General features: G+C 64.5%; 21 protein-coding genes. 12 read left to right on the top strand and 9 right to left on the bottom strand.

The genetic code is table 11. From position 1 onward, the window contains the following. Window positions 1–5: 5 nt before the first annotated feature. Window positions 6–926 (bottom strand): sugar kinase, encoded by a 921-nt coding sequence (locus AC0L3O_RS08660; protein ID WP_473534050.1) that lies wholly within the window; start codon window positions 924–926, stop codon window positions 6–8. A gap of 210 nt (window positions 927–1136) precedes the next feature. Here AC0L3O_RS08660 and AC0L3O_RS08665 point away from each other — a divergent pair, with 210 nt between their 5' ends. Then, the gene (locus AC0L3O_RS08665; RefSeq protein ID WP_023803581.1) at window positions 1137–1586 is read left to right on the top strand and encodes a FixH family protein; all 450 of its coding nucleotides are present in this window, start codon (window positions 1137–1139) and stop codon (window positions 1584–1586) included. 13 nt (window positions 1587–1599) lie between these two features. Then, window positions 1600–2802 (top strand): cytochrome-c peroxidase, encoded by a 1203-nt coding sequence (locus tag AC0L3O_RS08670; RefSeq protein ID WP_473532307.1) that lies wholly within the window; start codon window positions 1600–1602, stop codon window positions 2800–2802. 218 nt (window positions 2803–3020) lie between these two features. Here the strand turns inward: AC0L3O_RS08670 and AC0L3O_RS08675 are convergent, their stop codons facing one another. After that, the gene (locus tag AC0L3O_RS08675) at window positions 3021–3473 is read right to left on the bottom strand and encodes an Lrp/AsnC family transcriptional regulator (RefSeq protein WP_023803583.1); all 453 of its coding nucleotides are present in this window, start codon (window positions 3471–3473) and stop codon (window positions 3021–3023) included. A gap of 162 nt (window positions 3474–3635) precedes the next feature. Between AC0L3O_RS08675 and putA the strand changes: the two genes are divergently transcribed. Beyond that, entirely contained in the window at window positions 3636–7247 is a 3612-nt protein-coding gene (gene putA / locus AC0L3O_RS08680) for a bifunctional proline dehydrogenase/L-glutamate gamma-semialdehyde dehydrogenase PutA (protein WP_473534049.1), read from the top strand. Between the two features lie 379 nt (window positions 7248–7626). Here the strand turns inward: putA and hmuQ are convergent, their stop codons facing one another. The 4 genes from hmuQ to AC0L3O_RS08700 all read right to left on the bottom strand — a co-directional run bounded on the left by hmuQ (window position 7627) and on the right by AC0L3O_RS08700 (window position 11772). Continuing rightward, window positions 7627–7941, bottom strand: coding sequence for a heme-degrading protein HmuQ (gene hmuQ, locus AC0L3O_RS08685; protein ID WP_128176755.1), 315 nt, complete (start codon window positions 7939–7941; stop codon window positions 7627–7629). A gap of 68 nt (window positions 7942–8009) precedes the next feature. Next, window positions 8010–8783 carry an energy transducer TonB family protein gene (locus tag AC0L3O_RS08690; RefSeq protein WP_473615350.1) on the bottom strand — a complete coding sequence of 258 codons (774 nt, stop codon included), beginning with the start codon at window positions 8781–8783 and terminating at the stop codon, window positions 8010–8012. A 299-nt stretch (window positions 8784–9082) separates the two neighbouring features. Then, entirely contained in the window at window positions 9083–9526 is a 444-nt protein-coding gene (locus AC0L3O_RS08695) for a hypothetical protein (RefSeq protein ID WP_236376692.1), read from the bottom strand. A 5-nt stretch (window positions 9527–9531) separates the two neighbouring features. Then, on the bottom strand, window positions 9532–11772 hold the full coding sequence (locus AC0L3O_RS08700) for a TonB-dependent hemoglobin/transferrin/lactoferrin family receptor (protein WP_473615352.1): 2241 nt from the start codon (window positions 11770–11772) through the stop codon (window positions 9532–9534). Between the two features lie 206 nt (window positions 11773–11978). Between AC0L3O_RS08700 and hemP the strand changes: the two genes are divergently transcribed. From hemP to AC0L3O_RS08725, 5 genes are all read left to right on the top strand, one after another. Further along, window positions 11979–12215, top strand: coding sequence for a hemin uptake protein HemP (hemP, locus tag AC0L3O_RS08705; RefSeq protein WP_473477969.1), 237 nt, complete (start codon window positions 11979–11981; stop codon window positions 12213–12215). 11 nt (window positions 12216–12226) lie between these two features. After that, the gene (locus AC0L3O_RS08710) at window positions 12227–13306 is read left to right on the top strand and encodes a hemin-degrading factor (protein WP_473615353.1); all 1080 of its coding nucleotides are present in this window, start codon (window positions 12227–12229) and stop codon (window positions 13304–13306) included. Between the two features lie 47 nt (window positions 13307–13353). Beyond that, window positions 13354–14220: a heme/hemin ABC transporter substrate-binding protein gene (locus AC0L3O_RS08715; protein ID WP_473615401.1), complete on the top strand. Its 867-nt coding sequence runs from the start codon at window positions 13354–13356 to the stop codon at window positions 14218–14220. An 11-nt stretch (window positions 14221–14231) separates the two neighbouring features. Further along, complete coding sequence (locus tag AC0L3O_RS08720) at window positions 14232–15332, top strand: FecCD family ABC transporter permease (RefSeq protein WP_419693602.1); 1101 nt, start codon at window positions 14232–14234, stop codon at window positions 15330–15332. Between the two features lie 62 nt (window positions 15333–15394). After that, the gene (locus AC0L3O_RS08725) at window positions 15395–16183 is read left to right on the top strand and encodes a heme ABC transporter ATP-binding protein (protein ID WP_473615354.1); all 789 of its coding nucleotides are present in this window, start codon (window positions 15395–15397) and stop codon (window positions 16181–16183) included. A 263-nt stretch (window positions 16184–16446) separates the two neighbouring features. Here AC0L3O_RS08725 and rirA read toward each other — a convergent pair whose 3' ends face one another. Beyond that, the gene (rirA, locus tag AC0L3O_RS08730; protein WP_473615356.1) at window positions 16447–16908 is read right to left on the bottom strand and encodes an iron-responsive transcriptional regulator RirA; all 462 of its coding nucleotides are present in this window, start codon (window positions 16906–16908) and stop codon (window positions 16447–16449) included. A 198-nt stretch (window positions 16909–17106) separates the two neighbouring features. Here rirA and AC0L3O_RS08735 point away from each other — a divergent pair, with 198 nt between their 5' ends. From AC0L3O_RS08735 to AC0L3O_RS08745, 3 genes are all read left to right on the top strand, one after another. Then, a complete protein-coding gene (locus AC0L3O_RS08735; protein WP_473615357.1) occupies window positions 17107–18402 on the top strand; it encodes a DUF445 domain-containing protein in 1296 nt (431 codons plus the stop codon). A 95-nt stretch (window positions 18403–18497) separates the two neighbouring features. Further along, window positions 18498–18926 (top strand): phasin family protein, encoded by a 429-nt coding sequence (locus AC0L3O_RS08740; protein ID WP_473615358.1) that lies wholly within the window; start codon window positions 18498–18500, stop codon window positions 18924–18926. A 228-nt stretch (window positions 18927–19154) separates the two neighbouring features. Further along, a complete protein-coding gene (locus tag AC0L3O_RS08745; RefSeq protein ID WP_473615360.1) occupies window positions 19155–19655 on the top strand; it encodes a MaoC family dehydratase in 501 nt (166 codons plus the stop codon). Between the two features lie 180 nt (window positions 19656–19835). Here the strand turns inward: AC0L3O_RS08745 and AC0L3O_RS08750 are convergent, their stop codons facing one another. Beyond that, window positions 19836–21239: an aminotransferase-like domain-containing protein gene (locus AC0L3O_RS08750; protein ID WP_473615361.1), complete on the bottom strand. Its 1404-nt coding sequence runs from the start codon at window positions 21237–21239 to the stop codon at window positions 19836–19838. A gap of 106 nt (window positions 21240–21345) precedes the next feature. On the opposite strand from AC0L3O_RS08750, the gene AC0L3O_RS08755 reads away from it, so the two are divergent. Beyond that, entirely contained in the window at window positions 21346–22209 is an 864-nt protein-coding gene (locus AC0L3O_RS08755) for a DMT family transporter (protein ID WP_287240669.1), read from the top strand. A 170-nt stretch (window positions 22210–22379) separates the two neighbouring features. On the opposite strand, the gene AC0L3O_RS08760 is transcribed toward AC0L3O_RS08755, so the two are convergent. Continuing rightward, window positions 22380–23420, bottom strand: a complete 1041-nt coding sequence (locus tag AC0L3O_RS08760) for a zinc-dependent alcohol dehydrogenase family protein (RefSeq protein WP_027156160.1) — start codon at window positions 23418–23420, stop codon at window positions 22380–22382. Window positions 23421–23462: the final 42 nt, after the last annotated feature.

Consider the following 23462-nt stretch of genomic DNA (forward strand, 5'->3'; position numbering starts at 1 on the left):
CGGTTCTAATCCCCGAACGCTGCCCTTAACGTCTCGAATGGCGCCAGCGCGCCACGCACCTGGACGACGGCGGCGGCGACGCGATGCGCGCGCAACACGGCCTCGGTTGGGGCATCGCCGGCAAGCCGGGCGGCGAGATAGGCGCCATTGAAGGAATCGCCGGCGCCGGTCGTATCGACGGGGGCGGCGACATGCACGGCCGGAACCGGTTGCAGGGTGCCGTCTGCGGCGATCAGCGCCGGCTCCTCGCCGTTCTTGACAACGACTTCGCCGACCAGCTTTCGCAGCCTTTCCGAGGTTTTCTGCGGCGCTGCGTCGCCGAACAGCATCTGCTCGTCGGGAAAGGTCGGCAGCGCGATGTCAGAGACTGCCAGCGCATCGAGGATCGCGGTCTGTGCTTCCTCGCGCCGGCGCCACAGCCGCGGCCGATAATTGGGATCGAAGGCGACAAGCGTTCCGGCGGCGCGCGCCTTGGCCACCGCCGCCAAAAGTGTCTTGCGCGCGGCGTCGTCCAGAATTGCCAAAGTGATTCCGGAAAAGTAAACAAGCGCCTGATTTTCAAGATTTTTCGCCAAAGCGGCCGCGTCGGATGCAAGCTGTCTCGCGGCTGCGTCGCCGCGCCAGTAGGTGAAGGAGCGTTCGGCGCCGGTCAGCGTGATTGCATAGAGGCCAGGCCGGGCGCCTGGTATAATCGGGCTGGCGCCGATGCCGATGCCGTTTTGCGCGAAGAAATCGCTCTGGTCGCGCGAGAACGGGTCGTCGCCGAACGCCGACACATAGGTCGCTGGCCGGTCACCGCTCAGCGCATGCAGCGCCCACAGCGTATTGAACGTGTCGCCGGCAAAGCCCATGCGCCAGTTCGGCCCGGCTTGGCCTGAAAGCTCGAGCATGCATTCACCGATCGAAGCGACGCCGTTTCCTGCCATGTACTCTCTCTCCTGGTGCATGTCGCCCACAGCCTGCGCGGCGGTTTTGGGATCACGACATGCACAAACCAAAGACCCGGTGCTGTAGCTTTTTGCGAGCGGCAGCGCCATGCTTGGCGGCAGAGGATTTTTGCGCCAGCGGCGTTTTCTCAACTAAGCGGCGGGACGCAAATCTACCCAGCGGGCGTTATATCCGGAAGAGGAAACGGTTTGGCATCGTTATGGCGCAACGTTCTGGCAGGTGTTGGTCTGGCTGCCTTGCTGGCCGGCATTCTCGCCGCCGTCTATGTGACCGCGCCGCAAGCGCCTCGGCTCGCCGGCTCCGAGATTGCCCGTTCGAAAGAGACGGCGAACGGCCTGTTCGTAGCCAGTTTCGAGCCGGAGCGGGGCGTTGTCCGTCAAGGCGAGCTGCAATCCTGGCTGCTGACCCTGAAGACAAATGCGGGCACCCCGGTGGAGGGCGCTGCGATCTCGATATCCGGCGGCATGCCGCAGCACAGGCACGGTCTGCCAACCAGCCCGCATGCGACCGATTATCTGGGCGATGGCCGCTATCGCATCGGCGGGGTGAAATTCACAATGAGCGGATTGTGGCAACTGCATTTCGCCATTTCCGCGGCGGCCGGATCCGACACGGTGGTCTTCAATGTGTTGCTCTGAGCGCTGGAGCAAGATGAACCGCTTTCCGCGACTTTTCGCGCTGCTGGCGATGGCTGTGCTTGCCGGCTGCGGCAAGCCTGAGTTTTCCGATGCCGAAAAGAAGACCATCGCCTCGCTGGCGCTGTCAGCCCTGCCGCCGCTGAAAACCGACACCACCAACCGCTTCGCCGACGTGCCGGCTGCCGCCGCGCTCGGCGCGACGCTGTTTTTCGACCCCGGGATGAGCGGCGACGGCAAGGTTTCCTGCTCGACCTGCCACAAGATCGACCGGCAGTTCCAGGACGATCTGCCGCGAGCGGTCGGTGTCGGCCGCACCAACCGGCGCACCATGCCGCTGGCCGGCGTTGTACATGACGCATGGTTCTTCTGGGACGGGCGGCGCGACAGTCTCTGGGCGCAGGCGCTGGCGCCGCTGGAAAATCCGCTGGAGCAGGCCGGCAACCGCGCCGCCTACGCGCATTATATCAAGGCGCGATTCGGCGAGCGCTACGAGCGCATCTTCGGGCCGCTGCCAGACCTTTCAAATGTGCCGGCCAATGCCAGTCCGCTCGGCGGCGATGCCGAGAAGGCTGCCTGGAATGCCATGTCCGATGCGCAAGCCGAGGACGTCAACCGCGTCTTCGCCAATATCGGCAAGGCGATCGCCGCCTTCGAGCGATCGATCGCGCCACCGCAGACGCGCTTCGACCGGTTCGCCGCCGCTTTGGATACCCGTATACAGGCGCCGCAAGGCGGCGATGCCTTGTCGCCCGAAGAAATCCTCGGGCTAAAGCTGTTCATCGGCAGGGCCAATTGCGTGACCTGCCATAACGGGCCGCGTTTTACGGACGGCGGTTTTCACAACACCGGCGTGCCGTCGGTGGCGAACCTGCCGCCGGATCGCGGCCGCATAGACGCGGTACGCCAAGTCGAGGCCGATCCGTTCAACTGTTTCGGCGCGTTTCGCGATGGTGGCGCCAGCGCCTGCGGCGAGCTGCGCTTCATGGTCAAGGCCGGGCCGGAACTCGTCCGCGCCTACAAGACGCCGTCGCTGCGCGGCGCCGCCACCCGTGCGCCCTACATGCATGCCGGGCAGTTTTCCTCGCTCGAGGAGGTTGTGGCGCATTATTCGAAGGCGCCTGCCAGTGTCGAGGGTGTATCCGAGATCCACCCGCTGCAGCTTTCGGACCGCGAGCGCGCGGCACTGGTGGCGTTCTTGAAGACGCTGGCGGAGTGAGGGACCAGCTGCTCGGTAGCGATCCTTCGCGCCCCCCTCTGTCCTGCCGGACATCTCCCCCACGAGTGGGGAGATTGGCTGCCCCTCGGCTTTCGCCAATTTTCAACATTCAAGAAAAGGGGCACTGTCGCCGAAGCCGCCGATCTCCCCCAAGTGGGGAGATGTCCGGCAGGACAGAGGGGGCGCTGTCCCGCCGACGTCAATGCATCAGCGCTTTACTACCGGTCCTTGACCGTCTCCATCGCCACGAAGGTCGAGGTCTGGGCGACGTGGGGCAGAGCGGAGATGCGCTCGCCAAGCACGCGGCGGTAGGCGGCGATGTCGGTGGTGCGGACCTTCAGCAGATAGTCGAAGCTCGACGCCATCATGTGGCATTGCTCGATCTCCGGCACCGCTTGCACGGCGCGGTTGAAGGCGTCGAGCGCGGCCGAGCGGGTGTCCGACAGTTTCACCTGGACGAAGGCGACATGGCCTTCGCCCATCCGCTCACGGTCGACGATCGCCTGGTAGCCTCGGATGATGCCGTCCTTTTCCAGCCGCTTGACCCGCGCCTGCACCGGCGTCTTCGACAGGCCGACCTTTGCCGCGAGTTCCGACATCGAAAGCCGGCCGTCGCTGCCCAGCGCCGAAAGGATGTTCCTGTCGATGCGGTCCAATTGGTCTTCTGTCATCAAATATCTGGTCAAATTGGAGGAAATCCGCCCAAATGATAGATCAATCGACCTCTCCTGTCGATTTCTTTGGACCGATCGAAACCACGCTTTGTGCTAGCTTGCGTCATTCGGTCCGGTGACCGCCGGACCGCTCACTGATGCTCGCTCCACAGGACCGTCATGCCAGCGCTCGAAGCCATCCGCCAGCAGATCCGTGCCAATTACTTGCCTGACGAAGACGAGGCCGTGAAGCGGTTGGCCGAGGCGACGGGCCTTTCGACGAAAGAGCGCAAGGCAATCTCGGCCCGCGCCGCCGATCTGGTGCGGGCGGTGCGCGGCTCGTCCGATCCGCGGCTGATGGAAGTCTTTTTGTCCGCTTACGGCCTGTCCACCAAGGAGGGCGTCGCGCTGATGTGCCTGGCCGAAGCGCTGCTGCGGGTGCCGGACACCGAGACGATGGACGACCTCATCGCCGACAAGATCGCGCCGCACGACTGGTCGGCGCATTCGGGCGGCTCGAGCTCGATCTTCGTCAATGCGTCGACCTGGGCGCTGATGCTGACCGGCCGGGTGCTCGATGAAGGCGAGGACGGCATCGAAGGCACGCTGCGCGCCATGGTGCGCCGGCTGGGCGAGCCGGTCATCCGCAGGGCGGTCGCCGCCGCCATGCGCGAAATGGGCGAGCAGTTCGTGCTCGGCCGCACGATTGCCGAGGCCGTCAAGCGCGGCCGGCCGATGACCCAGAAAGGCTATCTCTATTCCTTCGACATGCTGGGCGAAGCGGCTCGCACCGAGGCCGACGCACTGCGCTATCTCAAGGCCTATGCCGACGCCATCTCGTCGCTCGATGCCGGCGCCAACGGCCCCGACATCCGCCAGAATCACGGCATCTCGGTCAAGCTGTCGGCGCTGCATCCGCGCTACGAGGCGACGCAGAAGGAAAAGATGCTGCCTGTGATGGCCGAGCGGCTTTTGTCGCTGGCGCTGGCGGCGCGCCATTCGCGCATGGGTCTCAACATCGACGCCGAGGAGGCCGACCGCCTCGACCTGTCGCTCGAAATCATCGAGCGGGTGCTGGCCGAGCCGGAGCTCGCCGGCTGGAACGGCTTTGGCGTCGTCGTCCAGGCCTACGGTCCACGCGCCGCCTTCGTCATCGACTGGCTCTATGCGCTGGCGAAGAAGCACGACCGCACCATCATGGTGCGGCTGGTCAAGGGCGCTTATTGGGACACCGAGATCAAGCGGGCGCAGGCGCTCGGGCTCGACGGCTATCCGGTGTTCACCCGCAAGGCCAACACCGATGTGTCCTATCTGGCCTGCGCGAAAAAGCTGCTGTCGATGACCGACCGCATCTATCCGCAATTCGCCACCCACAACGCCCACACCGTCGCCGCCGTCCTGTCGATGGCCGGCGATCGCGACTCCTTCGAGTTCCAGCGCCTGCACGGCATGGGCGAGGCACTGCACGAGACGGTGCGGCGGGCCGAGGGCACGCGCTGCCGCATCTATGCCCCGGTCGGCGCGCATTCCGACCTGCTTGCCTATCTGGTCCGCCGGCTGCTCGAAAACGGCGCCAACTCCTCCTTCGTCCACCAACTCACCGACGAGGAGGTCGAGCCGGAGGATATTGCCCGCGACCCGCTCGAAACCGTCGAGAAACAGAGGCCGGCCGCCAATCCGGCGATTCCCAGCCCGTCGGCGATCTTCGGTGCTGCCCGCCGCAATTCGAAGGGGTTCGACATCACCGATCCGGTGACGCTGGCCGCGATCGACAAGGCCAGGGCTGAATTCGCCGGGCCGGACCGCTGGCACGCCAGGCCGATCACCCGTGCCGCCGGCTACGGCAATCAGCGTCCGGTGGTCAATCCGGCAAAGCCCGAGGAAGTGGTCGGCACGGTCAGCGAGGCTACCGCCAAACAGGTTGCGACCGCCATGCGCATCGCCATGGAGGCGCAACCGGCCTGGGCGAAGCGCGCCGTCGCCGAGCGCGCCGCCATCCTCAACCGCGCGGCCGACCTCTATGAGGCCAACGCCATCGAATTCTTCGCGCTCGCCACACGCGAGGCCGGCAAATCCCTGGCCGACGGCGTCGCTGAGGTGCGCGAGGCGGTCGATTTCCTGCGCTATTACGCGATCGAGGCGGCCAATGCCGAAACGGGAACTGAGGCGCGCGGCGTGATCGCGTGCATCTCGCCATGGAATTTTCCGCTCGCCATCTTCACCGGCCAGATTGCGGCAGCACTCGTCACCGGCAATTCGGTCATCGCCAAGCCGGCCGAGCAAACGCCGCTGATTGCCTTCCGTGCGGTCGAATTGCTGCGCGAAGCCGGCGTGCCGGAAGACGTCATCCAGCTTCTGCCCGGCGACGGTCCCTCGGTCGGCGGCCCGCTGACCGCCGATCCGCGCATTGCCGGCGTCTGCTTCACCGGCTCGACCGACGTCGCCAAGCTGATCGAGAAGCAGCTGGCCGAGACTGCCGCGCCCGACGCCATGCTGATCGCCGAGACCGGCGGGTTGAATGCGATGATCGTCGATTCCACTGCGCTGCCCGAGCAGGCGGTGCGCGACATCCTGGCCTCGGCCTTCCAGAGCGCCGGCCAGCGCTGCTCGGCGCTGCGCGTGCTCTACGTGCAGAAGGACGTCGAGAAGAAGATGCTGGACATGCTGAAAGGCGCGATGGAAGCGCTCAGCGTCGGCGATCCCTGGCGGATCTCGACCGATGTCGGGCCAGTCATCGACGAGGAGGCACAAAAATCGATCCGCGACTATTGCACCGACATGGGCCTGCAAGGCCGGCTGATCGCCAAGCTCGAAGCGCCGAAGCCGGGCCGCTTCGTGGCGCCGCATGTGTTTCGGGTTAAGGGCATCGAGGACATCGAGCGCGAGGTGTTCGGGCCGGTGCTGCATGTCGCCAGCTTCGACGCCGACGATATCGACGGGGTCATCGCCGCGATCAACCGCAAGGGTTATGGCCTGACCTTCGGCCTGCACACCCGCATCGAAGGCCGCGCCCAGCATTTCGTCGACGGCATCCATGCCGGCAACATCTATGTCAACCGCAACCAGATCGGCGCCGTGGTCGGCTCTCAGCCGTTCGGCGGCGAAGGACTTTCCGGTACCGGGCCGAAGGCCGGCGGGCCGCACTATCTCAGGCGGTTCCGCAAGGGGCCGCAGGCGGGCACGCCTGTTCTTGACGGCCGCAAGGTGACGGCGACCGAACTTGCCGACAATCTGCCGGACCCGACGCTTGGCGGCTGGTCGACGCGGGCGGATCGGGTGGCGGTGCTGAGGAAGCATTTGCGCGGCAAGGGTGCTGCGGCCATCGGTGCTGCCGCAAGCATCGATTTCGGCCAGGTCGATTTGCCCGGACCGACCGGCGAGGCCAACACGCTGTCGCTGTCGCCGCGCGGCCGCGTGCTCTGCCTCGGACCGGACGCCGACACGCTGCTTGCCCAGACCATCCAGGCGCTCGCCGCCGGCAATGCGGTGCTGGCCGTCGCGCCGGGTGCGCCGGCAGCACTGTCATCACTGACCGGCAAAGGCCTGCCGCTGGCGGCCATTGACGGCCGGCCCGACCCGGTCGAGGCACGCGCGCTGCGTGTCGACGTCGTTGCCTTTTCCGGCACGCCTGAGGCCGCTCGCATCGTGCGCAAGGTGATCGCCGATCGCGCCGGCCCGATCGTGCCGCTGGTCAGCGAAGTGCTCAACCCGGCCGCCTATGCGCATGAGCGCGCCGTCTGCGTCGACACCACGGCTGCCGGCGGCAATGCCAGCCTGCTGGCCGCGGCGTAAGGGACGGCCGGGGCTTTCCTGCATTCCCACGATTGGCGAAGGCCGAGATGACGGCCGATCTCCCCCCTCGTGGGGGAGATGTCCGGCAGGACAGAGGGGGGCGTGAAGGATCGCCGGCTTTGCTTTTTTCTGCCCGCCATGCGCCGAAGGTTGCGGTCTGAAATTGATCCAGTTGTACGCGTCAAGTTCTGCGAAAAGAGTGATGGTAGGAGCAGGCATGCCTTTGATCAGCAGGCCGGCGGGACAGCGCCCCCCTCTGCCCTGCCGGGCATCTCCCCCACAAGGGGGGAGATTGGCAGCTTCGCCGACGGCGCCCTATTCCGTCAGGCGCCGATCGTTCGGCAAAAGCCCAAGGGAACCATGGGTCGCCTGAGACTACTCACGCGCCCTCGACGACCGAAAAGCCCTCGAACTGCGGATGGCCGAGATAGTGCACCTTGGTGGAGCCGGCGTTGCGGTGCGCGGCGCGGAAGTTCTCGGATTTGGTCCAGGCGACGAAATCCTCATGGCTCGCCCACACCGTGTGCGAAGCGAACAGCGTGTAACCTTCGGCCTCGTTGACCGGACCACGCAGCAGATGAAATTCCTTGAAACCTTTCATTTCGGACAGGCTGGAATCACGGTTCTTCCAGATGTCCTCGAAAGCGGCTTCCGAGCCATTCTGGACCTTGAAGCGATTCATGGCGATGTACATTGGCCGTCCTTCCGGGATTGCGAATTATGATGCTTGGTGGATTGCCTGAAACGATGAGGCCCAGGCTGTTAAAATGGACCGATCCGCGCTTTAAACACCCAACTTGACTTGCCGGTTTCGCTTGGAATGGGAGGGAACGGCGCCTGCTTGCGCACCAGTGTTAAAGCGAATTGGTCAAGCTCCGCAGAACCTGAGCTTTCGGCAAGCTGTATATCGCTGATGCTGCCGTCGGCCATGACAACGAAAACGACCCTGGCATTGTTGCGAGCGCTGGCCTGTATCGCTTTCGAAACACGACGGTTGGCGCGGGCGAGCTTCTTCTGGACTTCACCGCTGTAGCGGGATTCAATCGCATTGCCTGCCGCCGCCTGCTCCTTGCCCTTGCTGGAAGCCACCGCGGTGCGTTCCTCGCCATCCGCCGCGCCGCGGGCCTCGTTCGTTTCGTCGGCTCCGCCAGGACCTGGTGTCGGGCTCGGCCTTGGCGTCGGGATCGGCGGCTGTCCGATATCGGCAGGAGCGGCCTCGGTGCTTTCGGCCGGAGCAGCCGGCTCTGCCGGCGTTTCGATCTTCGGAACCACGCTCTGCTCGTCCAGCCGTGGGGTTTCGGCCATCAGCATGTCTGGCGTGGCAGTGGGTTGCTCGACAATCTGCGGCAAGGGCGCGGGGGGTTGCACCGCCATTTCCCTAATGGGCCGGTCCCCGGTGGGCCGGTCGGCAGGCGGCTTGGGCTTGACCTCGGGCTTGGCTGGCCGCGGGTCGGGCACCAGGGTGACGTTCAACGCACCCTGACTATCCAAGGCGCTGCCGACCACGTCGGCGCCGGTTTGATCGCCGCCTTCCACCTCGATTGCGTCCCCGGCATCAAACGTGCCGGCAGGTGCGAAGAGAAAAGCAGCCGCCACCGCGGCATGAAACAGGCAGGAGGCGACGATCGCCGCCGTCCATTTGGGGCTCAAGGCTGGCGGTCGGGCGGCCGGCGCAAGCGTTCCGGTCGGCGCAAGCGCCAGTTCGCCATCGGCGTCGGGGAGGGGAATGATTTTCTGCATGGCTCGCGACGAGACCTGCCGCGACCAGCGCGGACTTGTCAAATCAACATCATTTGCCCCCAGCGGCAACAGGTCGGCCAGCGCGGGCTGCCTTCTCAGACCCCGAAGGCGATACCGGTCTTGGTCTCGGTCTTCAGTCCACGCATGCAAGCGTCCGGCTTGATGCCGGTGCCGGCGCATTCGGTCGAGCTGTTGATCAGCACGCGGCTGACCTTGGCGCAGTCGGCGCCGGCAAGATCGAAACGCGTCACCTTGGTCTTGCCCGCCGGCAGGTCCTTGAAGTCGAGCACCGTCAGCCGGTCGACGACGCCGGCCTCGTTGAACAGCGCGATCTCGAACGCCGCTTTCGAGAGGTCGGCGCCGAGCGTGTTATTGACCACGAACGTCAGACGGCAGCCCTTTTCGGAGGCCTGCGCGCCATTGAGCTCAAGCGTGAGAGCAGGGGCCGGCGCAGACTGTTGCGCCCACGCCGGACCCATCGCAAGCGGCATGGCCAGCACCGAGGTCAGCAGGCGAAGCGATGCCGTCAAGCTTGTCATTGTCGTCAGCCTCCAAATCGCATTGTCGCCGCCAGCTTGAGCGTGACGCCGGGCTCGTAAACTACAACAGTGGCTGGTGCATTCAACGGGTTGGTGTATTTGACGTCGAACAAATTGTCGGCACGGAAGTCGACCTTGAGATTGTCGGTCGCCTGGTAGCTGGCGAAGGCGTTGACCAGCGTATAGTCCCTGGCCACCGGATTGCCCTTCGGCTTACCATTATACTGCACCTCGCCGCCGACGGTCAGCTTGTCCTCCAGAAAGCGGAAGCCGAGCTGCCCGGTGACCTGCGAAGAGGGGATGGTGACAAGGTCTGCCCGCTCGCCGTCGTAGGAGATGGTGTGGCCATCGATGATCGATGCGGAAAGCCCGGCGAAACCCCAGCCGGCGTCATAGACGCCTTCCATTTCAAAGCCGCGGATCCTGGCTTCTGCAAAGTTCTGGTACTGGAAGCAGATCGGGATGCCGGGGCCGAACGGGCAGCCGCTGGTCGGATCGAAGGCCGATAGCGTGACGCCTTCGATGTAGTCGTCGACCTCGTTGTTGAAGTAGGCCGCCTTGAAACGAAACGCGTCGCCGGCTTCGAGGATGTCGTCGTGCTTGTAGTTGACACCGAATTCGACGGTCTTGCCGGTTTCAGGCTTCAGATCGGGATTGGGGAGGAAGGGAAAGCTGACGCCTGCCGGATGGTTGCCGCTGATGAGGGTTTCCGACAGCGACGGGGAGCGATATCCCTCGGCATAGGTGCCGTAGAATTGCAGTCCCGCAAGGCTGGCGGTTTCGAACGGCGAGACGCCGACGGTGATGCGCGGCGACAGCCGGTCGCCGGAGGTTTCGCCGACATCGCTTTCGAGCTTGTAGCTGTCGTAACGCAGGCCGGCGATGATTTCGAGCCAGTCCCAGGTGAGCTTGTCCTGGATGTAGGTGCCGGAAACGTTTCTGTTGCCCGAAGGGGTATAGAAACTGGCGCCGCCCGCGGCGCCACCGGTCTCGACGTCGTCGCCAACCCAGTCGCCGCCATAGGTCAGTTCGTGCGCAATGCCGGCGGTCTCGAACCGCGAGGTGTTCCAGATGTCGATGCCCGAAGTGCCGACATCGAAGGTCGACATCGAGCCCGCCGGCAGGACGATGGGAAGACCGGTGACTGGATCAAAGCGGTTTTGCGGAACCAGGCTCGTCATCTCCATGTTGGTCTTGTTGTAGGACGCGTTGACGTGGAGATCGAGCCAGCTCTTGTCTTCATCGGTGATGTTGTAGCGCGCCGTGAAGGTATTCGCCTCCAGGTCGACGTCATTCACCAGCGTGCCGCCGCTGACCTCGTTCCAGCCGTCGCTCGTGCCATTCCAGCCCAGCTTCAGTTCGCTGTTTTCGTTGGGGCGGATGGTTGTCTTCAGCAGACCGCTCAAAACGTCGAAGCCGGTGCCGTCGACCGTATCGCCGCCGCCATCCTTGTAGTCGTCGTAGTCGCGATAGACGATGTTGCCGAGGACATCCCAGTTTTCGTTGAAACGGTAGGCGCCGGCAGCGCTGGTCGTCCAGCCTTCGCCATTGCTCTCATAGCGCCCGGCCGCGGCCGCCGCCCATGTCTCGCCGTCGCGAAGATAGTCGTCCGCGTCCTTGGTTTCGAACAGGACAACGCCGCCGATGGCGCCCGAGCCGTAGGTGTTGGCGACCGGGCCGCGAATGACGTCGACGGACTTGATGAGTTCCGGGTCGATATAGAAGGTCGATTGCGGGCCGTGGTCGGAGCGCTGGAAATTCTGCCGCGCACCGTCGACGATGACCGCGACGCGGCCGAAATCCTGCAAGCCACGGATGTTGATGCTGGAGGAGACGCGCCTCGCGTCGGCCTGGACCGCTACACCCGGCACACCCAACAGCATGTCGTTGGGCGTCGTCGCCATGCGGCGTTGCAATTGCTCCTGATCGACATGGCTGACCGAAGCCAGGGAATCGATCGCCGTCTCGCCGGTGCGGCTGACGACCAGGATCTGGTCGAGCAGCGTTGCGCCTGCCGCGGCCGTCACAGCCTGTTTAGGCGTCTGCGCCTGTTCGGCCTGCTGCTGATCTGTTGCAGGTTGGGCGGCCTGTTGGGCATTGGCCGACTGAGCATGGGCCGACGGGGTGAGCAGCGCGATCGCCGCAGCACCCGCCAGCAATGCTGCCATGCGCTTTGCCATTGATCGATGCCTCGGATCTGGGTTGCTATTCGCCAGACCCAGCCGTCCCCAATTCCCCAACCCCATGCCCCAACTCCAAAAATCCTGGTTCGATGCTGGCCGGCTTGACGCGCCGGCATTTTTCGTCGTGTCCGGCTTCTTAAATCCTGACTCATGTAGTCCGGTATTGCACTGACTAGTAAACATGAGTATTCAAGTCAAGAAATGAATCGGCATTTCACACAGCGCCGCGCCAGCCGACCAGGCCCGGCCCAGGAAAGGGATCGAACCAGATGAACACGCACAATCCCAAAGACTTTCGGCCCAATGACTTTCGGCCCAGTGACTTTCGCGATCGCGTCCTCCGTTCCGACGACAATTCGGCTCGTTTCGATCGGGTTCCGTTGACGGTGAGGACCCTGTCCAGCAACGCGCTGTTCCAGGGCGAGCACGAGATCGGCATCGAGCATCACGGAGCGCTCTACCGGCTAAAAATCACCCGCCAGGGCAAGCTCATCCTCAACAAGTAGGTAGTAAAAATATGGACCAGCGCGTAAGGCCCGCGCCGCACGAGATCCGGCGGGCGCGGGCAGACAATCCGAAGACGCGCGAGCGCGATCTCGCCGCCCAGCTTGGCATTTCGGAGGCCGAGCTGGTCGCCGCGCATTGCGGCGACAGCGTCATCCGCGTCGAGCCGCGCGTCAACGATCTTTTGACCGGCCTCGAAGCCGTCGGCGAGGTTATGGCGCTGACGCGCAATGAAAGCGCTGTGCACGAGAAGATCGGCGTCTACGACAAGGTCGTGACCGGCAACCACAATGCCATGGTGCTTGGCGAGAACATCGACCTGCGCATCTTCCCGAAAGCCTGGGCGCACGGCTTTGCCGTCGAAAAGCGCGACGGCGGCGATATCAGGCGCAGCCTGCAGTTCTTCGATGCGGCAGGCGAGGCGGTGCACAAGGTGCATCTGCGGCCGGCGTCGAACCTCTATGCCTATCAGAAGCTGGTGGCCGAGCTGGAATCGCCGAACCAGGAGTCGAGCGTCGCGATTTCAGAGGAAGGGTCGATCTCAGAAGGCGGGCCTGAAAGCGAGGCCGAGGCTTCCGCCGCTTCCGCTGACGTCGACGATCTGCGCGACCGCTGGAGCCGTCTGACCGACGTGCATCAGTTCTTCGGCATGCTGAAGACGCTGAAGCTCGACCGCCGCCAGGCGCTGCGCATGGTTGGCCAGGATTACGCCTGGCTGCTCGACCACGATGCCGTCAGCGCCATGTTCCATCATGCCGCCGAGGGCGAGATGCCGATCATGTGCTTTGTCGGCAATCGCGGCTGCATCCAGATCCATTCGGGCCCGATCAAGTCGATCAAGCCGATGGGGCCGTGGATCAACGTCTTGGACGAGACCTTCCACCTGCATCTGCGGACCGACCGCATCCAAGAGGTCTGGGCCGTGCGCAAGCCGACCAAGGATGGCCATGTCACGTCTCTCGAAGCCTATGGCGCCGACGGCAAGATGATCATCCAGTTCTTCGGCCAGCGCCACGAAGGCGAAAGCGAGCGCGAGGACTGGCGGTTTCTGGCAGAGAACCTGCCGCGCATTCCAAGCCCGACCGCAGCCTGAGGACAACGACAATGGCTGCTTTGCTTGAACGGGCGCGTGTTTTTAGAATGGCGCTCGGGGCCACGATGTGCCTTTGCGTGGCCTTTGCGCTACAGGCCCGCGCCGCCGAAGGCACGGAGGTTTTTGCGGACCCGTCGAAGATAGCGGCCATTGGCGGTTCGATCACCGAGATCGTCTTTGCGCTCGGCGAGCAGGACCGGCTGGTCGCTCGCGATTCGACCAGCCGTTATCCCGAAGCGGCGCTCAAGCTGCCTGACGTCGGCTACATGCGCCAGCTGTCGCCGGAAGGCGTCCTGTCGGTCAATCCGTCGGGCATCCTGGCGCTGCACGGCAGCGGGCCGAAGGAAACCGTCGACGTGCTGAAGAAGACGAGCATCCCGTTCATCGAGGTGCCCGAGCGCTACGACCACGAAGGCATTCTCGAAAAGATCCGCATCGTCGGCAAGGCGCTTGGCGCAGACGCCAAGGCCGATGCGCTGGCAGCCGAGATCGATGCCAAGCTGAAGGCCGCCGAAAAGCAGACGTTCGGGATCAAGGACCGCAAGCGCGTCCTGTTCGTTCTGTCAATGCGGGGCGGCAAGATCCTCGCTTCCGGCGGCGACACCGCGGCCGACGGCATCATCAGACTTTCGGGCGGCGTCAATGCGATCGACGGCTATTCCGGCTACAAGCAACTGTCCGACGAGGCTGTCATCACCGCCAGGCCCGACGTGATCCTGATGATGAACAATGCCGGCCCCGGCGTATCGGACGATGAATTGTTCGCGCACCCGTCCATCCGGTCGACACCGGCGGGCGCGGCGCGCAAGGTGGTCCGCATGGATGGCGGTTATCTGCTCGGCTTCGGGCCGCGCACCGCCGACGTCATCCACGACCTTGCCGCCTCGCTTTATGGCGGGCAGGCCGCGGACTGAGCGGGCGCCCGATGGTGGATCAATCGATCGCTGGTTCGAGCACCATGGCGACAGCATCCGACGGCGACCGCTCTGGGCGCGCGCGCATCGTCATCCTGGCTTTGTTCCTCGGACTTGCCGTTGCCGTCCTGTTGTCGCTGACCTCAGGCGCATCCGATGCCTCGGCCGTCAGCGTCGTCGGCGACTGGCTGTTGGGTGCAGCACCCGGCAACGAGGCGCTGAGCGCGCGCGACCGCCTGATCGTCTACGACATCCGCCTGCCGCGCGTCACGCTCGGTGTGCTGATCGGCGCAGCACTGGCCGTCTCCGGCGCGGTGATGCAAGGGCTGTTCCGCAACCCGCTGGCAGACCCCGGTCTCATCGGCGTTTCGGCCGGAGCGAGCCTCGGCGCGGTGTCCGTCATCGTGCTTGGCGCCACAGTGCTGGCGCCGATAACTTCGATGCTGGGCACACTCGCTCTGCCGCTGGCGGCGTTCTGCGGCGGGCTGGCGACGACATTGGTGCTTTATCAGGTGGCCACCCGGCGCGGCCAAACCTCGGTCGCCACCATGCTGCTCGCCGGCATCGCGCTGGCGGCCCTTGCCATGGCGCTGACTGGTATCCTGATCTTCATGGCCGACGACCGGCAGTTGCGCGACCTGACTTTTTGGCAGCTCGGCTCGCTCGCCGGCGCGACCTGGCAAAAAATCGGCTCCGTTGGGCCTGTGATCGTGCTGGCGCTGGCGGCGATGCCGTTCGTGGCGCGCGGCCTCAACGCGCTGGCGCTGGGCGAAGCCACCGCCGGCCATCTCGGCATTCCGGTTCAGCGGCTGAAATACACGGCCATCGTCGGCGTCTCGGCGGCGGTCGGGGCGTCTGTCGCCGTCAGCGGCGGCATCGGCTTTGTCGGCATCGTCGTGCCGCATCTGCTGCGCCTGGCCATCGGCCCGGACAATCGTTATCTGCTGCCGGCCTCGGCCCTGCTTGGCGCTTGCCTGCTGCTGCTGGCCGATGCCGTCGCCCGCACCATCGTGGCGCCGGCGGAACTGCCGATCGGAATCGTCACCGCGATCGCCGGCGCCCCGTTCTTCCTCTGGATCCTGCTGCGCAAGCGTGGCGTCGTTGACCTGTGAAGCGGGGGACCTGTGAAGAGGGGGGACCTGTGAGAAGGCCTTTTCATGAGCGAAGTGCGGGCATGATCGCAGCGCGGGATGTCTCGGTGGCGATCGGCGGCAAGCGCATCGTCGCCAATGTCGATTTCGACATGCGGCCCGGTGAGATCGCGGCCATCGTCGGTCCCAACGGTTCGGGCAAGACGACCTTCCTGAGGGCGCTGTCCGGCGATCTTGCCTATTCGGGAGAGGTCACCATCAACGGTCGCGACCTGTCGGTGATGAAGCCGGTCGAGGCCGCCATGCTGCGCGCCGTGCTGCCGCAGGCGACGACGCTGTCGTTTCCCTTCACGGTGCGCGAGATCGTCAGGCTTGGCCTGCTCGGCGGGCGCTCGGGCGCGCTGCCCGGCGAGGACGAGCGCCTGCCCGAACGGGCGCTGTCGCGCGTCGATCTCGACGGCTTTGCCGGCCGTTTCTACCAGGAGCTTTCGGGCGGCGAGCAGCAGCGCGTGCAGTTGGCCCGTGTGCTTTGCCAGGTCTGGGCGCCGGTCCTCGACGGCAAACCGCGCTATCTCTTCCTCGACGAGCCGGTTTCCAGCCTCGACATCAAGCACCAATTGATCATCATGAACATCGCCCGAGATTTCGCCAGGCGGGGCGGCGGCGTTGTCGCGATCCTGCATGACCTCAACTTGACGGCGATGTATGTCGACAGGATCTTTGTCATGCACCGCGGCAGGCTTGCCGCCACCGGCTCACCGCAGGACGTGCTGAGTGACGATCTGATCGAAAAAGTGTTCGATTGCCGGCTGCGGGTCGGCGTGCTGCCGGCCGGAGACATGCCGTTCGTGCTGCCGCAGTCAGCGGCTTAGGTCGGTCTGATAGTCAGCCGGGCTGCAACCAACGCGTTCCAACTTGCAGGGGTCGGCGCTGCCCCTCATCGCCCTGCCAGGCACCTCTCCCCGTATAGTGACGGGGAGAAGGGGCTGGCCGCAAAGCCGGCGCCCTTTTGCAACGCTGGCGATTGGCGAAATCATCGACGGGAGCCTCCCTCTCCCCGTCACTATACGGGGAGAGGATGCCGGCAGGAGGTGAGGGGCGGCGCAAGCGCTGTTCGGCTATGGCTCGACCCGGATCAGGCGGCCGGCGCCCTTTGCACCAGCATGTCGATGCCGAGCAGGTGGCGCACGTTCGGGCGCGCTGCCACCATGTCGGCGATCGTATAGCGCTCGAGCACGGCGAAGAAGGCATTGAGCGCCTCGCGCAGCGACGAATTCAGTGCGCAACTGTCGACCAGCGGACATTCGGCAGCGTCGTTCTCGAAGCATTCAGCCATGGCGAAGCTCTCTTCGGTCACGTGCACGACGTCGAACAATGTGATCGATTCGGCCGCGCGGCCGAGCCTGACGCCGCCGTTCCTGCCGCGCACCGTCTCGACCAGACCATGCTCGACCAAAGGCTGCAGGATCTTGAAGAGAAAAAGTTCAGACACCGAGTAGGCCGCCGCAATCTCCGGGATGCGGCTCAGCCGGTCGGTATTCGCGGCGCAATACATCAGGATGCGCATGGCGTAGTTGGTCTGGCGTGTCAGCCGCATTGTGTCCTCACGAAGCAGTAGCTCAACCCTAATATGGCCTATACCTTGGAATAATTCCAGACAAGCACCGCATAATAGTTGAATATTTTTATCAGCTTTGTGTGGGCGGTCGTGCAAACCACGACCCTGATATGGCGCGCATTCGGGTGGGCGGATTACTAAGTTAACTCCGCGACATAGACCAGGAGCAGTTCATCCATGTCACAATCATCACGGGCTTGGGCGTCCGCCCGCTTCGATGCCGACGCGGAGGCCAAACTTTCGGCGCTTCGGCGCACAAAATTCGTCGCCACCGCAGCGCTCGCCCTCTGCGTGCTCATCTTTGCGGTGGCCAAGTCGTTCGAGGGCCACTATCCGTGGCTGGGTTTCGTCGCTGCTTTCGCCGAGGCGGCGACGATCGGCGGGCTGGCCGACTGGTATGCGGTGGTGGCGCTGTTCAGACGGCCGCTCGGCCTGCCGATCCCGCACACCGCGATCATCCCGGAGAACCAGAACCGCATCGCCGACAATCTCGGCCGCTTCATCGAGGCCAATTTCCTGGCGCCCGAGCCGGTGCGCGAAAAGCTTGCCGAGGTCGATTTTTCCGCGCTCGTCGCCGACTGGCTGGCCGACCCCAACCGCGCCGCCGATCTGTCGCATTTCGTCGGCCGGCTGGTGCCGCAGACACTGGCGGCCGTCGAGCAATCCGGCCTGCGCGGCTTCGTCAGCAGCCGCGTTCTGGAGCAGATCGAAAAGGTGCCGCTGGCGCCGCTCGCCGCCGAGTTGCTGTCGGCGCTGACCGACGACCGCCGCCACCAAAGGCTGTTCGACGAATTCACCAAGGTCGTCGGCCGTTTCCTGAGCGACGAGCAGGCGCTAGCGACGATGCGCGAGAAGATCCGCGAGGAACTGCCGTCGCTGTTCAACCTGTTTCGCGCCGACGCCTATCTGCTGAAGAAGATCGTCGCCTCCGCCGGTTCGTTGCTCGACGAGGTGCGGGCCGATCCCGATCACCCGATGCGCGCCGAATTCGACCGTTTTGTCCTGAGCTTCGTCGAGCGGCTGAGGACGTCCAAGCAATACGCCAAGCGCGCCGAGAAACTAAAGCGCGATTTCCTCGCCCGGCCGGAGCTGAAGGCGCTGGCCGGCGACATGTGGGAAAGCCTCAGCCTGTTCATCGAGCAGGACGCCAAGACGCCGAATTCAAGGATCCGCGCCCATCTCGCCAGCATGTTCGTCGAGGTCGGCCGCCATCTTGCCGGCGATGCGCAGATCAGGGCCGACATGAACCAGGGGTTTGTCGTGGCGTTGTCTTCGTTCGTCGAAAGCCAGAAGAGCGGCGTCTCGAAATTCATCGCCGATCAGGTCAAGCGCTGGGACCTTGCCCAGCTGACCAGGCTGATCGAAATGAACATCGGCAGGGATCTGCAATATATCCGCTTCAACGGCATGGTCATCGGCGGCCTGGCCGGCATCGTGCTCCATACGGTGGAACGGCTGTTCCTCGTCGGCTGAGGCGCGATGTGTGCGCGGCCGAATGGACCGTGGGGCTCCAGTGCCCTATTGTTCTCTTCAGCTGCCGCATTCGCAGCAACAGGGGAGACGCCACCATGGCAAAGCGACCGGAATCCGACACCTTCATCGACATGTTCGGCAGGTTCGGCCGCGACCTGAAGCTGCCGAGCGTCGATGTCGAGGCGATCCTCAGCCATCATCGCAAGAACCTCGAAGCACTGGAAAAGTCGGCTAGGGCAAGTGCTGCCGGAGCGTCGTCGATGCTCTCTAGGCAACGCGAGATGCTGCAGGACACGCTGCACGAGATCGCCGACATGGCACAGGGCTACAGGGCGCCGGGCGATCCTCGGGAGCTGATGGCCAAGCAAACGGCGTTCGCCAGGAAATCCTTCGAAACCGCATTGAAGAATGCCGGCGAGGTGGCCGAGCTGGCCAGGAAATCCGGCACCGAATCGGTCGAGATCCTGCGCGAGCGCATCAAGGAGGCGATGGAGGAAATCCGCAGCGGCTACGACAAGAAGTAGGCTGTTCCCAAGCCGCTGGACTTTTCTGTCGTCATCCCGGCTGGTGAAAGCCTTGGTGTTGGTCCCGCCGAGGCGCACAAAGTTCTCTTGCTCGATAATCCTGTTGCCAGCTCTACACCGGCACTGGCGCGATCCGGCCGAGGATATCGCGGCGGAACACACTGAGCGAATTGACAGAGGCGGCCGGTTCGTGGTCCGGAGGCAGGGCAAGCGATCGGGAAAGCAGGAATGACGCAAATACGGCTGAGGCCGCCGCCGACCTACGAACAGCTCAGGACGATGACAGGGCAGGAGCTTGGCGTGTCGGACTGGACGATGGTCGACCAGAGCCGCATCGACCAGTTCGCCGAATGCACCGGCGACCGGCAATGGATCCATGTCGATCCAGAGCGGGCGAAGCGGCAGAGCCCGTTCCGCGCCACCATCGCGCATGGCTATCTGACGCTGTCGATCATCGGCGCGCTGGCGCTCGACATGGGCATCGTGCCCGAAAATACGCAAGCCGTGTTCAATTATGGTTTCGACAAGGTGCGGTTCCTGGCGCCGGTCAGGGCCGGCGCGCGCATCAGGCTGCGGATCACGCTGTTGTCCATGGAGGACAAGGGCCCCGGCCAGTATCTGATGAAGGCGGCCAACATCGTCGAGATCGAAGGTGAGAAGAAGCCGGCGCTGACCGCCGAAACCCTGGTCATGCTCTATGAGCGGCGGCGCAGGCGGGCGGGGCCGTGAGGGGCGAAGCGCCATCTTGCCTTCTCCCCTTGTGGGAGAAGGTGGATCGGCGCGCAGCGCCGAGACGGTTGAGGGGTGTTGGCCGGAGTGCTGTTGGTGCCAAGCTGGAACACCCCTCATCCGACCTCGCTTCGCGAGGCCACCTTCTCCCACAAGGGGAGAAGGGACAGTGCGGGAAAATCAACGCGACATCGCCTCTTCAAGCGTCCTGAAAATTCTCTCATCCGCCGACTGCGCGACGTTGAAGCGCAGGAAACGGCTGGCGGTTTGGGACAGGCTGAACGCATTGCCGGGCGCCAGCACGACATTGGCCGACAGGGCGCGGCGGGCTATTTCCGCTGCATCGACGCCTTCCGGCAGTCTGCACCACAAGAACATGCCGGTCGGCTGGTCGATCCACGGCATGATGCCGATCGCCTTCAGGCGGCTGCCTGTCTCAGCCATGGCGCGTGAAAGCCGCGTGCGCAGCAAATCGACGTGCTTGCGATAGCTGCCGTCCTTCAGCAGCGTCAGCACCAGTTCGGAGGCAAGCCTGCCGCTGCCGAAGGACGTGGCGATCTTGAGGTCGGTCAGCCCTTCCATCCAGTCGCGCGGAGCCGCGATGAAGCCGCAGCGCACCGACGCCGAAAGCGTCTTGGAGAAGCTGCCGATATGGACGACGCGACCAAGACCGTCGAACGCCGCCAGCCTGGGTGCCGGGGTGTGTTCGAAGTCGGCAAAGATATCGTCTTCGATGATCGTCAGATCCGATTGGTCGGCGAGCTTGAGCAATCGGTGGGCGACGACCGGCGACAGAATTGCACCCGTTGGATTGTGAAGCGCGGAATTGGTGATGTAGAGGCGCGGCCGGTGCTCGATCAGCGCCTGCGCGAACAGCCCGATATCCGGTCCCGACGGCGTATAGGGAACGCCGACCACCTTGGCCCGATGAGCGCGCAACAGGGCATGGAAGTTGAAATAGCAGGGGTCGTCCACCAGCACCGTGTCGCCCGGTTCGAGCAGGAACCGGCACAGGAGGTCGATGGCCTGGGTGCCCGATTCCGTCAGCATGATCTGGTCGGGAGACGCCTCGATGCCGTGCTCTGCCATGCGCCGGGCGAGCAGATGACGCAGCGGCGGCAGCCCGAGCGGAGTGCCGTAATCGGTCAGCGTGACATCATCGCCGCGTGCCATTGTCCGCAGCGCCCGGCGCAATCCGGCCTCCGGCATCCACGCGGCCGGCAGCCAGCCGCAACCGGGTTTGAGCACGCCGTCGCCGGCTTCCAGCGACTGGCGCGAAACCCAGAGCGGATCGACGGCACGGTCAAGCCTGGGGCCGATCTCGGCCAGCGACAAGGGAGCCAACGGTCCGGCGGCATAAAAGCCCGAACCTGGACGCGAGCGGATGATGCCTTCTGCGGCAAGACGCTCATAGGCTTCGACCACTGTGGATTTCGAAACCTGCATGGTTTTCGCGAAAGCCCGGATCGAAGGCAATCGTGTTCCCGGTGTCAGGCTGCGCGCGGCGATCCTGTGCCTGATCGTCGCCATGACGCTTTCGACAAGCGTCCCGCTGCCCACATTTGCCGTCGTCTGCTCGTCCATCCGTACTGCTCAATCTGCCATGACAGTTTTGTCGAACTGTACTTCATTGTCTCTGGCGGCGCCATAGGTCCGGCCCGATAGAGGGCGAGAACATCAGGAGCATGCGATGGACAAGACGGCGGGCGGCTGGATCAACGGATTCGTAGGAGTACTGATTTTCAGCGGATCGCTTCCGGCAACGCGGGTTGCGGTGATGGATTTCGATCCGGCCTTCCTGACCGTCGCCCGCGCTGCCACGGCAGGCATCCTCGGCCTGGCGCTTCTGCTCGTCTTTCGCCAGCGGCGCCCGGAACGGCAGGATCTGTTGTCGCTGGCCGTCGTGGCGCTCGGCGTCGTGGTCGGCTTTCCGCTGCTGACCGCGCTGGCGCTCAAGCATGTCACCTCGGCCCATTCCATCATCTTCATCGGCCTGTTGCCGCTGGCGACCGCGATCTTCGGCGTCATTCGCGGCGGCGATCGCCCCAAACCGGCCTTCTGGCTGTTTTCATGCCTTGGCAGCGCCCTGGTTGCCGGATTTGCGGTGACCCAAAGTGTCTCGGCCTCGCCGCTTGGCGACATGCTGATGCTGGCGGCAATCATCGTGTGCGGACTGGGCTATGCGGAAGGCGCCAGGCTGTCGCGCAAACTTGGCGGCTGGCAGGTGATCTCATGGGCGCTGGTGTTGTCGCTGCCGGTCATGCTGGCGCTGACGCTCATCACCATGCCGCCGTCGCTCGAAAACGTCGGCAAGGCCGCCTGGATCGGCCTGGCCTATGTCTCGCTGTTCAGCATGCTGATTGGTTTTGTGTTCTGGTATCGCGGGCTGGCTCAAGGCGGCATCGCCGCGGTCGGGCAGTTGCAGCTTCTGCAGCCTTTCTTCGGCCTCGGGCTAGCGGCAATGCTGCTGCACGAGCAAGTCAGCCCCGCCATGATCGCCGTCACCGCCGCCGTCGTGCTTTGCGTGGTCGGTGCGAAGAAATATGCGCGGTAGGCGGCGGCCTTTCTTCCTTCTCCCCTTGTGGGAGAAGGTGGATTGGCGCGCAGCGCCAAGACGGAAGAGGGGTGCCGGCCGGAGTGCTGTTGGTGCCAAGCTGGAGCACCCCTCATCCGGCCGCTTCGCGGCCACCTTCTCCCACAAGGGGAGAAGGGGGAGCCGCACGGCTAGAACTTCGTCACCACACCGATGCCGATGCCTTCGAAGCCGCCCATCGCCATCAAGGCCGCGGGCGCCTCATCGAGGCTGATCCGCTTGCCGACCAGCAATTCGGGTTTCAGCTTGCCGGTGCGGATCATCTCCATCATCGCCTGGTAGCGGTAGGCTTGCATGCCGTGGCTGCCGCGGATTTCGAGCTCGAAGGCGATCACCTTGTCCATCGGGATCTGCGGCCTGGCGTGATCGCCGAGCATCAGCCCGACCTGGACATGGCGGCCGCGCCGGCGCAGGTTCGCGATCGAGTTGAACGAGGTCGTCGGATGGCCGAGCGCGTCCATCGACATGTGCGCGCCGCCATTGGTGATCTGCTTGACCGCCTTGACCACGTTCGGCGTCCTGGCGGCATTGATCGTCGCCACCGCGCCGATTTTTTTGGCGAAGTCCAGCTTCTCGTCGGTCAGGTCGATGGCGATCACGTTGGCGCCCATGGCGCTGGCGATCATGATCGCCGACAGGCCGACGCCGCCGCAGCCATGCACGGCGACCCATTCGCCTGGTGTCACCCGGCCCTGGTCGACAATGGCGCGGAACGAGGTGACGAAGCGGCAGCCAAGGCTGGCGGCGGTGGCGAATTCCATCTCGTCCGGCAAGCGGACCAGATTGGTGTCGGCATGGTCGATGGCGACATATTCGGCGAACGAGCCCCAGCCGGTGAAGCCGGGCTGGGTCTGGTGCTCGCAGACCTGATGGTTGCCGGAGCTGCATTCGAAGCAGCGGCCGCAGCCGACGGCGAACGGCACGGTGACGCGCTCGCCGGTCTTCCAGCGGGTCACCTGGCTGCCGGCGGCCACCACGACGCCGGCAAGCTCGTGGCCCGGCACATGCGGCAGGCGGATGCCGTCGTCGTGGCCCATCCAGCCATGCCAGTCGCTGCGGCAGAGCCCGGTCGCCTCGACCTTGATGACAACGCCGCCCGGTGCTGGCTCCGGATCGGCAACAGTCTGGATCGTCGGCACCTCGCCGAATTTTTCGAAGACAACGGCTTTCATCGGCAATTCCTCATTAGGATGTGTTGAGATTCAGGTGATGCC

The sequence above is a fragment of the Mesorhizobium sp. WSM4810 genome, from assembly GCF_055811235.1.